Genomic DNA, 12,641 nt, shown 5'->3' with positions numbered 1-12,641 from the left:
TCAGGTCAGGACGCCGCGGCCAGCCTGCCCGGCGGCAAGCCCCTGTTCGGACTGACGAAGCTGCCGTGCGCTTCGGCTTCGGCACGCGTGCGCACGTTATGCCGCAAGGCGACCTGGCCGATCCGCAGGAGCGATCCGACAGGCAGGATGGTCGCCCGAGTGATGCGGGAATCATCGATATAAGTCCCGTTGGTCGAGTTCAGGTCTGTGACGAGCAACTCGTCGCTGGCCAGGCCGATGATGCAATGCTCGCGCGAAATGCTCTTGTCCGAAAGGACGATGTCCGCCGGATCCTTGCGGCCGATCTTCACGCCTGAAGAGTCGATGATGAACACGTCGTCGCCGAGCGCTGAATCCTCCAATTCGAGGCAATGCACCTCTCCCTGGGGGTCTGCCGCCGGCGCCTGCTGAACCGGCAGCTCGCCGGCATGCTCCTGCCTTTCGTCGGTTGCGGCCGGAGCGCGGCTGCGTCCAGCGAAGATGACCTCGTGACTGCCGGGCCGCAGCGGCTGACGGGTAGCAGGCTGCGCTTGCGGAGCCGGATGATGAGCGGGCTTTGGCGCCGGGTGCGGCGCTGCGTGCCCCTGCGCGGCTGCTTCCTCATTCCTGCGGGTTTCGAGCAGCCTGCGAAGATCGTCGACGAACGTGCGCCAGTGGATGTCAGTGACGTCGCCGGTCCACTCGCAGAGATCCGCGGCATGGGTCAGCTCGAAGATGATCGGGCGGTCGCATTGTTCGATGATTGCGGGCGCCAGTTTCTTGCGGCGGTCGGCGAGCGTCGCTTCGGCGCGCACCCAACGCGAGCTTACCGAGCGCGGCGACCACAGGACGACAACCGCGCCGGCATCCCGCAATTTCTGCTCGATGACCTCATCGAACGTCTCGCCCGAGTGAAGCGAAGCGTCCCACCAGACGCTGAAACCTTCCGCAGCGAGGCCGTCGGCGAACATGCGCGCAGTCGCGCGATCCGCACGGGCGTAGGAAATGAAAAGATCAGTCCCGGACAGAGTCCCCGCTCCTTCACCGCTGAGACTGCGCTCAGCTCAATATCGCGGCTGCACTACGCAGGCACAGGGACACACGCGTGCCGCGACTCACGCGCCCGATCGCGGTTAATTTCTTTTAATCTAAGCCCAAAGTCGAGGCTGAAGTGAGAATGTGTCCAAGGGCGGCACACCTGTCTCTACGGAGAGTCGCGCTTCGAAAGCTCGAGGACGACGTCCCATTCGGCCTCCCTGACAGGGGCGACCGACAGCCGCGACTGCCGGATCAGCTCCATCTGTGCGAGGCGAGGTTCCGCCTTGATCGTCGACAAGGTGACGGGCGCGAGGGCTTCGATCGGCTCGACGCGGACGGAGACCCAATCGGCATCTTTCGGATCCGGCTGTGCCTCGCGCACGATTCTCATGATGCCGACGACCGCCTTGTCGCTCATGCTATGATAAAGGAACGCCCGGTCGCCGACCTTCATGGCCTTCAGGTGCGGCCTAGCCGCATTGTTGCGCACTCCGTCCCATTCGGTACCGCCATCGCGCACAAGATCGCTCCAGCTGTAGCTCTCAGGTTCCGACTTCATCAGCCAATAAGCCATTCAACTTGTCCCTGGGTGAAACAGTTAATCGTTACCCGTCCGATGAGCCGATGGGTAGAGACGGCCAGTTGAGCCGCAAATCGCGCCAAATGGCCGAAAAAGTGAACAAATTGAAAGTGTTCCGGATTCCATCGCGGGTGTTAAACGGTTCACCGCTCATTGCTTGGAACCGGTTAACACATTCCATATCTGGGCTTCAGCGATTGAAAAGCGAGTGAGCCAGCGGCGCGTTAGACGCCAGGCTCGAGAGCAAGACGGACGAGCAGAGGTGGCCAGTGAGCGCCCTTCGTCCGCCATTTGAGGGCAAAAGGTAAGTGATCAAGCTGCTTGGCAGCCGCGGTGCGTCCGCGGTGATGGGCATGTTTATGCTTGCGCTCGGTTCGAGCGAAGCGGTTGCTCAGGATTATTCTAAGCTGACCGCAAATCCGGCCGCCGTGCAGGCGCTGGACATCAATGCGGCTGCCAAGCCGCTCGGTAACGTGGCCGCGCCGGTCGCAAACCTGGTCCAGAAGGCCGTTGCGACGACCACTGCGGTCACGCTGGGCAACGGCTCGGTCGTGCAGGCGCAGCCCGCGCGCTCGGTGACGTTGCAGCTGGCGCCGTCCATCACCACGGAAGCGTCGTGGCTCTACAAGGCCGGCTGGCCGCTTTACGCCCTGGTCGACAAATATGGCGCGAGCGCGCAGCTCGACGAGGAATCGCGCTGCATGGCGGTTGCCGTCTATCACGAGGCGCGCGGCGAAGCCCTGGAAGGGCAGCTTGCGGTTGCGCGGGTCATCATGAACCGCGCCGCTTCGGGCAAGTACCCCGGGAGCTGGTGCGGCGTGGTCAGGCAGCCGTGGCAGTTCTCCTTCGTCAATCCGCACAGCGGCCAGTTCCCGTCGGTGGACGAAGCGTCCGCCTCCTGGAGGCACGCGGTGGGAATCGTTCGCCTCGCGACCGCAAACATCGTTCCGAGCGTCTCCGACGACGTCCTTTGGTATCATGCGACCTATGTCGCGCCCTCGTGGGGCCGTCGCCTGAGCCGCGCTCAACAGATCGGCGCGCATATCTTCTATCGCGCTTAACCAGCCAAGGCTGGAGGGGGTGGAGGCGCTCCGGGTTATCCCGGGGCGCCTTCTTTTTGCGCTTCGGCGCGGGCGGGACTCGGTTCGCCGATAATCTCGTTCAAGGGGGATTCGCAGCAGACTCATTTCGGGTGAGTCTCCAAGTTACGGATTTTCCGGGGGGAATCTTCGGAAGAGGGGAGGCCGCGAGTGCTGAGGATCCAAATTGTCGAGGACGACACGCAGCTTGCAACGACGCTCAAATATCTGGTCGAGGATAATCCGCGATATCGCGTAGTGGCGATGGCGGCGGACGCAGATGCCGCAATCGCTGCCGCGGAGGAGCATGATCCGGACCTGGTCCTGCTCGACCTGCACCTGGCCCATGCGACGACCGGCTTTTCGGTGGCCGTTCGGCTGAACGACATAGGCGTCGCCTGCCTGTTCGTAAGCGGCAAGGCGCCGAGCTTTCCCATGCCGGACCTTGCCCTTGGCTGCCTGACCAAGCCATTCACGGCCGAAGATGTGCACCGGTCGCTCGCCATGGCCGAGGATTTGCTGCGCGGTCGCGAGACATTAAGGCCAAAGATTCCGCAGAATTTGATGCTCTACGAAACGGAAAGCGTCGCGCCGCCCGTAGAGCCGGGCTTCATCCCATCCAAGCCCTCGCTGCTGACGCGCTTCGAACACTGGATTTCCGGGCCGCTCGGCGGGTCCCAGCGAGCGGCTTAGCTTCAGAGGCGCATCGGGCCTTTCCGGGCCTCCCGCACGCCCCACGTGTGTGGCGAAAGCGGCGCGCCGGCATCCAGCAGTGCCTGCCGGCGACCCTTGATGTCCACGCTTCGCTGAACGTCCTCGAACGGCAGAAGCGATGCCATGGCGGAGTGCTCCAGCACCCTTTGAACGAACGCCGCAGTTCGCGGCCAGCGATCTCCGTCGACCTCGAAGCCAGCGTAGGCGCCGTTGCGGAAGAAGCTGGCGACGGAAATGTCGCCGACGCCGATTTCCTCGAATAGCCACCCTTCGGCGGGCAGCTCCTCCTCCAGATAGTCGAGGGCAGCGGGAATGCCTTCGGTCAGGGCGCGATCGATCCGCTCCTGATCGCCTGCCTCACCCCAAACCAGGGGGCGGACGACCTTTTGGTAGAATAGGTCCCAGATGAACAATTCGCCCAGCCGGCTGTCTGCGAACTCCTCCACCCACCTTGAGCGTGCCCGGTCCTTCGGGTCCCGGGGGTACAGGGGATGGCCGGGATAAGCTTCATCGATATAGGCGCAGATCACCGAGGAATCGCTGATGTGAAAGTCCCCGTCGGTGAGCACCGGGATGCGCCGCAGCGGGCTCAGCCGCTCGAACTCGTCATTGCCGAAGAACGGCGTGATCGGATCGACTTCATAGGCCAGGCCCTTGAGCGACAGGCAGGCGAGAACCTTGCGCACATAGGGACTGACGAAGCTGCCGATGACGGTGAGAGGGCGGTCCATTCGGCACCTCATGCATAGGGGAAGGCTTATCGGCAAGCGGCTGGACAGCCTTCGAACAGAGCGCTACAAATGTAGCGAATGCCCCCACGAAGGAAGTGAATCATGCGCCCGATCGTCACGATATTCTGCCTGGCCTCCGCCACGGTCCTATTTCCGGCCGCGCAATCGCGCGCAGCCGAAGCCGTCGCAGTGCCGCATTTCAACGCGGTCGGCCTCAAAGGCGGTGGAACGGTGAGGATTGTTCCAGGCGCCGTTCAGCGCGTGACGATTCGCAACGGCAGCAGCGCCTACACGAGCTTCAAAGTGAAGCATGCGAGCCTCGAAATTGAGAACTGCAATGTGCGCTGTCCCGAGGGCTATCGGCTCGATGTCGAGATCCAAACGCCGAACCTCGATGCCGTTGCCGTTTCGCACGGCGGCGAAATGCGTTTCGGCGACGGCTTCGCCTCGCAGGGCGACATCGCGGTCGCGGTTTCCAACGGTGGCAAGATCGACATGCGCAGCTTGCGCGCGAGCGACGTCTCCGCCGCCGTCAACAGCGGCGGGAGCATCGAGCTAGGCACGCCGGCCAAATTGTCCGCCGCCGTCAACAGCGGCGGAGCCATTCGCTACCGTGGCAATCCAGACGTTTCTTCGGCGGTGTCGAGCGGCGGAACGGTCGAGCGCGTTCAATAATCCTGGATGCCCCGCGTGGATTCGAACCACGATTGACGGAGTCAGAGTCCGTAGTCTTACCATTAGACGACGGGGCAACGCCGGCAGGCGGCGGAAAGGCGGCGAGATAGAGACACCGCCCGGGCCGTGTCAACGGCGCGAAACCGGCAGGACCTTGCCCAACGCACCCCTGATGTGATTAAACGGGATCAAGTTAGCCGCTGATCTGAGCGGTGAAAAAGAATGGGCGTGTGTGATGGCGCAGCAAGTCGCCAGTGCGCCGGCTCTGCAGGGGCATGTTGAGCAGAGCAGGCCATCAGAACCCAGGCCGCCGTGGAAGCGCGAGACGCATCGCCACACGTACGGCGCAATCGACCTTGGAACGAACAATTGCCGCCTGCTGATCGCGCGGCCCAAGGAGGGCGGCTTCACCGTCATCGATGCCTTTTCAAGGATCGTTCGGCTGGGCGAGGGCCTTTCCCAATCGGGCGCCCTTTCGAAGGACGCCATGGACCGGGCGCTCGGCGCGCTTTCGATCTGCGCGGACAAGCTCCGGCGGCGCAACGTGTCGCTTTCACGCTCAGTAGCGACCGAGGCGTGCCGTCGCGCGGCAAACGGCGACGAGTTCGCCGACAAGGTCCGCGACGAGACGGGCATCGTCCTGGATATTATCGAGCCGGCGGAAGAGGCGCGCCTCGCCGTGCTGGGTTGCCACAAATTGCTCGAGCCGGGCGATGGACCGGCGCTTATCTTCGACATCGGCGGCGGTTCGACCGAGCTTGTCCTGGTGGACCAGGTGGACGGAACGCCACGAATCCACAGCTGGTGGAGCGCTCCGTGGGGCGTCGTGTCGCTTACGGAGAGCGAGGGGCGGGAGGCGCTCGAAGGTCCCGACCGAATCAAGGCCTACAAGCGCATGCGCGAGCGCGTGCGGCGCGCGTTCGCCAATTTCGCGCTCATGCTGCCCGACACGCGCGAGGGTATTCGCCTGCTTGGCACGAGCGGCACCGTGACCACACTGGCGAGTGTTCATCTCGCGCTGCCTTCTTACGACCGCCGCGCCGTAGACGGTCTTCATGTGCCTATCGAAGCCATGCAGAAGATCAGCGGCATGATCGCGGGCATGGACTATGAGGAACGTTCGTGCCTTCCATGCATCGGAACCGAACGGGCCGATCTGGTGGTTGCCGGGTGCGCGATCCTTGAAGCCATCATGGAGATTTGGCCGGCGAAGAACCTGGGTGTCGCCGATCGTGGCATCCGCGAGGGCATTTTGCGCTCGCTGATGGCGCGTGACGGCTGGCAATTGTGAAGCGCGTCAGAACGGCCAAGGGCCGCAAGGTTTCATCGACGCGCTGGCTCGAGCGACAGCTCAACGACCCCTACGTTAAGCGCGCGAAAGCCGAGAACTATCGAAGCCGCGCCGCCTACAAGCTCATCGAGCTCGACGAGCGCTTCGGACTGCTCAAGGGTGTGAAGTCCGTCGTGGACCTCGGTATTGCTCCCGGCGGCTGGAGCCAGGTCGTGCGCCGGAAGGCTCCGCAGGCCAGCGTCGTCGGCATCGACCTGCTTCCGACGGACCCGCTCGACGGCGTCGCCATCCTCCAGATGGATTTCATGGCCGAGGATGCGCCTGCAAAGCTCAACGAGGCTCTTGGAGGGCCGGCAGACCTCGTGCTTTCCGACATGGCGGCTAATACGGTCGGCCATCAGCAAACCGACCATTTGCGCACCATGGCGCTGGTCGAGGCGGGCCTGGAGTTTGCGCAGGAAGTGCTGCGGCCCGGCGGCGCCTATGTCGCCAAGGTCCTCGCCGGCGGAGCCGACAATCAGCTCGTGGCCGAGCTCAAGCGGAGCTTCACGAGCGTGAAGCACGCGAAGCCTCCGGCAAGCCGCAAGGATTCGAGCGAGTGGTACGTGATCGCGCAAGGATTCAAAGGCGAGGGCGGGTAGCTCAGCCTTTCGCGCGAACGTCCGCTATCGCCTTCTTCAGCGCTTCGTAGCCCACTGCCCCGTTCATCACCCTATCGCCGACGATGAACACCGGAGTGCCCGTTGCGCCCAGCTGGCCCGCGAGCTGGAAATTGCTCTTCAGCTCCGCTTCGATTGCCGGGTCCTTGACCGGCTGCGCCGGGATGCCCGCGGCCTGCGCCGCTACGGCGATGGTTTGCGGGGCCGGCCTGCCCGCCTTCCACAAGGTGTCGTGGAACTGGCCGAAACGGCCCTGCTTGGAAGCCTGAAGAGCGAGGCGGGCGGCAACGACGCTGTCGGGGCCCAGGATTGGAAGCTCACGATAGACGATGCGCAAGCCCGGATCCTCGCGCAGCAAGCGGTCGACGCTGGGGTTGCTCGCCTTACAATAGGGGCAGGCGTAATCGTAAAACTCGACCAGCGTCACCTCGGGCTTCTCGGCGCCTTTCCAGGAGCTTCCGAAGGGCGTTTCCAGGGCGCGGCGGTTTGAGGCCAGCACTGGAGCATATTGCTGATCCCGCAGAGCATCGACCGTCTCCGACAGGATGTTGGGATTAGCCAACATGCCCTGCCGCACGATGCGGCTGCTGAGATATTCCGGCATCGCGAAGATGAGCAAAGCCGCGGTGAGCAGCGACCCTATCAACCCCCCCGCGATCGCCGCCGTCATCAGCGACGATCCTCTCTTTTCGTTCACTGCTTGCTTTCGTCCTTGTCCCGGTAGCGTTTGTCTTTCTTGGCCAGCTCGGCCTTGGAAACCATGGCGATATCCTGCGCGCGAAGCCAGTCGGGCGACCCTTGCGGGATGCCCTTCATTGCGGTCTGCGCGCTGGCGAGGGCGAGCTTCGGATTGTCCTCGAGATTGTTTCGTTCGGCAGTCGCCAGCGCGGCGCGCGCCTGATCGCCCTCGCGGTCGTAAATGATCCCCAGCTGATACCAGGCGAATGGGTTCTTATTGTCGCGGGCCACGGCGGTCTTCAGGACCTGCTTCGCCTCCACGAAGTTCTTGGCATCCTCGGTCGCCACGAGGGCATGCCCGAGCATGGCCGCAATGAGGGGTGCATTTCCGGAACGCGTAGTCGCCTCGCGAAGCGGCGCTATGGCCTCGGCAGGCTTGCCGCCTTCGAGCAGGACCTGTCCCTTAAGCTCCAGGAAATAGGGATCGTGGGGGTCGGCGGCCAGCAGCGCATCGGCCTCGGACTGCGCTTTGTCCGGATAACCGCCGACGTGGTAGGCATAGGCTCGCGCATAATGTGCCGGAATGCTTTGGTCCGTCTCGGGATATTTCACAACGGCTTGCTTCGGGTTCGAGAAGCCGAGAAGCTTCGCCTTTACGCGCTCGAAGCGCGCCTCGAGCCCGGGGTCGACAGGGTGCGACCAGGCCGGATCCTGCCGGAATTCCTGCTCTAGTGCCTGAATGCGTTCCGATGAGAGCGGGTGCGTCCGGGCGTAGCTGTCGGTTGCATAGATCGCGAGCCGATATTCCTGATTCTGCAGCTTGCTGAAGAACTTCAGCAGCCCGCGCCCGCTGATGCCCGCTTTCGACAGATATTTCGCGCCGGCCTGGTCTGCTGAGCTTTCCTGGGTTCGGCTAAAAGCCAGGAACTCCCCCATCGCGGCCTGCTGGCCGGCCGCCAAGATGCCCATGCCTGCCTCGCCGGCGCCTGCCGCCATCGCAAGAACGGCGAGCACCATCGTCGCGATGGTTATGCCCGTGGCCTGGTTTGCACCCTGCTGCAGGCGGATCGAGTGACCGCCGGCAACGTGCCCGAGCTCGTGCGCGATCACGCCCTGGACCTGACCAACGTCGTCCGCAGCAAGCAGCAGGCCGGACTGAATGTAGACGGTCTGCCCCGTCGCGACGAAGGCGTTGATCTCCGGATCGCCCAAAAGGACGACCTGCACGCTGTTCGGATCCAGGTTGGCAGCCAGGATGAGCGGCAGAGAGGCGTCGCGGAACAGGGCTTCCGTCTCGCTGTCGCGAAGGATCGAGGGACCAGAGTCCTGCGCGGCTGCGGGCTGCCAGCTGACAGAAAACAGCATCAGCGCGAGCATTACCAGACGCGCAAGCCGGGAGACCGGTGATGTCATCGGGGGCGGCTTACCATCTTTGCGCCTGAACGCGCGATGAAAAGCTGCCTACTTACCCGAAGGTGCGCTGCCACCAGCCGCGACGCGGCTCGCCCTCGTCCAGCGCGGTATCGTTGTTCGCTGCCGGTACGGCGACCGCATCGGCCGGAGCGGCCTCTGCTGGTGCGGCCTGGTCAGCGACCTTCTTGGCTCGTGGCTTCCGGGCGCGCTTTGCCGGTGTCTCCGTAGCAGGCGCTGCCTGGTCGACGGTTTCGGCCGGAGGAGCTTCGGCTGGAGCCGGCTCAGGCACCGACACCGGAGTCTCTTCGGCGGCCACCTTCTTCGACCGCCGGCGCTTGGGCTTCGACTCCTCGGCCGGCTGGGTCTCGGCGATCGGCGGTTCCTCGTCGATCGGCCGCTCTACCATCGGCGAGCTGTCCGGTTCGATCGCCTCCACGTCGCTTCGCTTGCCGCGACGACGACGCTTCCGAGGGGCCTGTTCGCGCTCGGCTTGCGGCTCCTCGTCGACTTGTTCTTGAGATTGCGCCGGCGCCTCTTCGGATGCTTCGGATTGCTTCGCTTCCTCCGCGCCGCCTTCCGCTTCTTCACGGCGGCCGCGGCCGCGCCCGCCGCGACGGCGGCGGCGCCGACGACGACCCTGGCGCTCTTCGCGGGCCGGCTCCTCGGCATAGGCCTCGATGTCCTCGCCCTCTTCTTCCTCCAGCGAGATTTCGAGGGTTTCCTCCTCGTCCTCGTCCTCTTCGACGACAGGTGCTTCGGCGCGCGGGGCCGCCGCGACCGGCCTTGGGCCGGACGCTTCGACGGCCATCTTGGCACCTTCGAACGTCTCGTCGATCGCGATCTCGATCGAGACGCCGTAGCGAAGCTCGATGTCGGCAAGCTCGGAGCGCTTCTTGTTGAGGACGTAGACCGCTGCTTCGCGACCGGCGCGGAGCAACACCTTTTCGCCGCGGCCGCGCGCTGCCTCATCTTCGATGATCCGCAGGGCGGACAGGCCTGCCGATGCCGCCGTCCGCATCAGTCCCGTGCCTTCGCAATGCGGGCATGGCTTGGTCGAGGCTTCAAGCACGCCGGTGCGCAGCCGCTGGCGGCTCATCTCCATGAGGCCGAAACTGGAAATTCGGCCGACCTGGATGCGGGCGCGGTCGTTCTTGAGCGCCTCTTTCATCGCCTTCTCGACCTTACGGACATGGCTGTTCTGTTCCATGTCGATGAAGTCGATGACGACGAGGCCGGCCATGTCACGCAGGCGCAACTGGCGCGCGATCTCGGTGGCGGCTTCGATGTTCGTGTTGAACGCGGTCTGCTCGATATTGTGCTCGCGCGTCGACCGCCCGGAGTTGATGTCGATCGAGACCAGCGCCTCGGTCGGATTGATGACCAGGTAGCCGCCCGATTTCAGCTGGACGACCGGCTGGTACATCGCGCTGAGCTGGTCTTCCACGCCGTGGCGCTGGAACAGGGGCGTGCTTTCGCTGTGAAGCTGAACGCGGCGAACGTGGCTCGGCATCAGCAGCTTCATGAAGCCGCGGGCAGCCTTGAACCCCTCCTCGCCCTCGACGATCACCTGCTCGATCTCGCGGTGGTAGAGATCGCGGATGGCGCGTTTGATGAGGTCGCTGTCGCGGTAGATCAATGCAGGAGCGGTGCTCGAAAGCGTGCGCTCGCGGATCTCGTCCCAAAGCCGCGCGAGATAGTCAAAATCGCGCTTGATCTCGGTCTTGGTCCGCTGGAGGCCAGCGGTGCGGACGATCAGCCCCATGGTCGATGGCAGCTTCAGGTCCGTCATGATCGACTTCAGGCGCTTGCGGTCGGCGCCGTTGGAGATCTTGCGCGAAATGCCGCCGCCGTGGCTGGTATTCGGCATCAGCACGCAATAGCGGCCCGCCAGGCTCAGATAGGTGGTGAGCGCCGCACCCTTGTTGCCGCGCTCTTCCTTGACGACCTGCACGAGCAGGACCTGACGCCGCTGGATGACATCCTGGATCTTGTAGCGCCGGCGCAGCTCCTGGCGCTTGCGCCGGAGCTCATCCGCCGCGGATTCATCGACTGGAGAGCGGTTCGAACCGGTGCCCGCCTCGGAGGCCGTGGCGGTCGCGGCGGCCTCGGTGACCTCTGCGTCCGCAGGGCCCTCGTCGTCGTCGATTTCGTCACTTTCCGCGGCTTCATATTCGGCCGCGCGAAGCCGCTCTTCCTCGGCGGCGTGCTCGGCCTCTTCGCGAAGCAAAGCCTCGCGATCCGCCTTGGGAATCTGATAATAATCCGGATGGATCTCGCTGAAGGCCAGGAAGCCGTGGCGGTTGCCGCCATAATCGATGAAGGCCGCCTGGAGCGACGGCTCCACCCTGGTAACCTTGGCTAGATAGATATTCCCTTTGAGCTGTTTGTGCTCCGCGGATTCGAAGTCGAACTCCTCAATCCGGTTTCCCTTCACGACCGCAACCCGGGTCTCCTCCGGGTGGCGCGCGTCGATCAGCATGCGCATGGACATTGAAAATTCTCCGGGCGCGAAGATGCAGCCGGCCGTGCCGGCGCCGCGCCATGATTAGTGCCGCCCGGGCCGTACTGCGGCCCAATGGAGCGGGGTGATTTATGATTGTTGCGTCTGCTGCACGTGCCATCCCGCGCCTCGGCACAGGGAACGCGACCGCCGCTTCACATTCGAGCGGACAAAGGGCGTTCTGTGGCATCATGCAAGCGTCAACCTCGAAAGCCGCGCACCTTTCGCACCGGCGGCGGCGGATATCTCCAGGCAAAAGCTGGAGATCGACAGAGCGGTTAGCACCGGCTCGTAACCGTCGCAACCGCACCGCCACTCCATAAATAGGAAATCGTGGATAATTTACCATTAACCAATCAGGCATGATAACTTGGCTTGTGGCTCAACGGTTTGGCGGAATTTGGGTGAAGGATCGCGTTCCTCGCGAAAAACTGCTCGCCGGCGTGACTTTGGTCGTCGCTGCCGTGGCGCTATTCGGTCTTACCGCGGCCGGCAGGAGCGGCGCGTCGGCGGTGGACGACCGGCCCGCCCTGCTGGGCGAGGCGAGACAGGCGAGCCTGACCGTTGGAATGCCGGTTGCCACCAACGACCGCATTTACGGCGCCCCCTCCGCTGCAGGGCGCCCCATCATCGTCATCGATGCTGGCCATGGAGGACGCGACCCGGGGGCCACGAGCGTTTCGGGCGAGGTGCGGGAGAAAGAGCTGACGCTCGCGCTTGCGCGGGAGCTTCGCGATATCCTGGTCGAGCGGGGCCGGGTGCGTGTCGCCCTTACGCGCGACGATGACCGTTACCTGACACTCGAAGACCGCGCCGCGGTGGCGCGGAGGCTCGGCGCAAGCCTGTTTATCTCTCTCCACACCGACAGCGCGCCCAACCCTCTCGCGCGTGGGGCAACCGTTTATTCCCTTTCTGACGTGGCGTCCGACGGGGAGGCAGCGCGCCTCGCGGCCGCCCAGAACGGCGACGCCGTAGCGACTGCCCAGGATGCGTCCCCGGTTGCATCGATGCTGGCGGACCTTGCGATGCGATCGGAGATGAACGCCTCGGCTGATTTCTCGATGCGGCTGCTCAGGAAGTCCGCAGGGCGGTTCGAACTACGACCCGATCCTCATCGGTTCGCGGCATTTCACGTGCTGCGCCGCGCGGACACGCCTGCCGTGCTGTTCGAGGCAGGCTATATCAGCAACGTCGACGACGAGGCTCTTTTGCGCTCGCCAGAGCATCGCAGTGCGATGGTCCTCGCCCTGGCCCAGGCCGTTGAGGCGGACGTCGCAACACGTTCACGCCGTTAACTGCTTCCA

General features: G+C 64.1%; 12 protein-coding genes and 1 tRNA gene. 6 read left to right on the top strand and 7 right to left on the bottom strand.

Translation table 11 applies throughout. The features are described from left to right. Window positions 1-5 precede the first annotated feature (5 nt). Complete coding sequence (locus LZ538_RS01960) at window positions 6-986, bottom strand: TIR domain-containing protein (protein WP_347402737.1); 981 nt, start codon at window positions 984-986, stop codon at window positions 6-8. A 197-nt stretch (window positions 987-1,183) separates the two neighbouring features. Beyond that, the gene (locus LZ538_RS01955) at window positions 1,184-1,591 is read right to left on the bottom strand and encodes an EVE domain-containing protein (protein WP_249830320.1); all 408 of its coding nucleotides are present in this window, start codon (window positions 1,589-1,591) and stop codon (window positions 1,184-1,186) included. Between the two features lie 314 nt (window positions 1,592-1,905). On the opposite strand from LZ538_RS01955, the gene LZ538_RS01950 reads away from it, so the two are divergent. Together LZ538_RS01950 and LZ538_RS01945 are read left to right on the top strand one after the other, a co-directional pair. After that, window positions 1,906-2,658: a cell wall hydrolase gene (locus LZ538_RS01950; protein ID WP_249830319.1), complete on the top strand. Its 753-nt coding sequence runs from the start codon at window positions 1,906-1,908 to the stop codon at window positions 2,656-2,658. 189 nt (window positions 2,659-2,847) lie between these two features. Then, window positions 2,848-3,369 (top strand): response regulator, encoded by a 522-nt coding sequence (locus LZ538_RS01945; RefSeq protein WP_249830318.1) that lies wholly within the window; start codon window positions 2,848-2,850, stop codon window positions 3,367-3,369. A gap of 2 nt (window positions 3,370-3,371) precedes the next feature. On the opposite strand, the gene LZ538_RS01940 is transcribed toward LZ538_RS01945, so the two are convergent. Then, window positions 3,372-4,121, bottom strand: a complete 750-nt coding sequence (locus tag LZ538_RS01940; RefSeq protein ID WP_249830317.1) for a glutathione S-transferase family protein — start codon at window positions 4,119-4,121, stop codon at window positions 3,372-3,374. A 102-nt stretch (window positions 4,122-4,223) separates the two neighbouring features. Between LZ538_RS01940 and LZ538_RS01935 the strand changes: the two genes are divergently transcribed. Next, on the top strand, window positions 4,224-4,796 hold the full coding sequence (locus LZ538_RS01935; protein ID WP_249830316.1) for a GIN domain-containing protein: 573 nt from the start codon (window positions 4,224-4,226) through the stop codon (window positions 4,794-4,796). Between the two features lie 3 nt (window positions 4,797-4,799). Here LZ538_RS01935 and LZ538_RS01930 read toward each other — a convergent pair. Continuing rightward, window positions 4,800-4,873: transfer RNA gene (locus LZ538_RS01930), tRNA-Gln, on the bottom strand. Window positions 4,874-5,031: 158 nt separating this feature from the next. Here LZ538_RS01930 and LZ538_RS01925 point away from each other — a divergent pair. Beyond that, window positions 5,032-6,087, top strand: coding sequence for a Ppx/GppA phosphatase family protein (locus LZ538_RS01925; RefSeq protein ID WP_249830315.1), 1,056 nt, complete (start codon window positions 5,032-5,034; stop codon window positions 6,085-6,087). After that, complete coding sequence (locus tag LZ538_RS01920; RefSeq protein WP_249830314.1) at window positions 6,084-6,728, top strand: RlmE family RNA methyltransferase; 645 nt, start codon at window positions 6,084-6,086, stop codon at window positions 6,726-6,728. The genes LZ538_RS01925 and LZ538_RS01920 overlap by 4 nt, the downstream gene beginning before the upstream one ends. Before the next feature lies 1 nt (window position 6,729). On the opposite strand, the gene LZ538_RS01915 is transcribed toward LZ538_RS01920, so the two are convergent. Genes LZ538_RS01915 through LZ538_RS01905 form a run of 3 tightly spaced genes read right to left on the bottom strand, consistent with a single transcriptional unit; the run spans window position 6,730 to window position 11,328 of the window. Then, window positions 6,730-7,443 (bottom strand): DsbA family protein, encoded by a 714-nt coding sequence (locus tag LZ538_RS01915; RefSeq protein WP_249830313.1) that lies wholly within the window; start codon window positions 7,441-7,443, stop codon window positions 6,730-6,732. Further along, complete coding sequence (locus LZ538_RS01910; protein WP_249830312.1) at window positions 7,440-8,837, bottom strand: M48 family metalloprotease; 1,398 nt, start codon at window positions 8,835-8,837, stop codon at window positions 7,440-7,442. Before LZ538_RS01910 ends, LZ538_RS01915 begins: the two co-directional genes overlap by 4 nt. 52 nt (window positions 8,838-8,889) lie before the next feature. Next, a complete protein-coding gene (locus LZ538_RS01905) occupies window positions 8,890-11,328 on the bottom strand; it encodes an Rne/Rng family ribonuclease (RefSeq protein WP_249830311.1) in 2,439 nt (812 codons plus the stop codon). A 371-nt stretch (window positions 11,329-11,699) separates the two neighbouring features. Here LZ538_RS01905 and LZ538_RS01900 point away from each other — a divergent pair, with 371 nt between their 5' ends. Continuing rightward, window positions 11,700-12,632, top strand: coding sequence for an N-acetylmuramoyl-L-alanine amidase family protein (locus tag LZ538_RS01900; RefSeq protein ID WP_249830310.1), 933 nt, complete (start codon window positions 11,700-11,702; stop codon window positions 12,630-12,632). The last annotated feature ends 9 nt before the right edge of the window (window positions 12,633-12,641 follow it).

It is taken from the genome of Sphingomonas hankyongi (genome assembly GCF_023516575.1).
In the GTDB taxonomy this organism is placed as follows: domain Bacteria; phylum Pseudomonadota; class Alphaproteobacteria; order Sphingomonadales; family Sphingomonadaceae; genus Sphingomicrobium; species Sphingomicrobium hankyongi.
The sequence above is the reverse complement of the archived record's forward strand: the minus strand, read 5'-3'. Positions and strand labels throughout refer to the sequence as shown.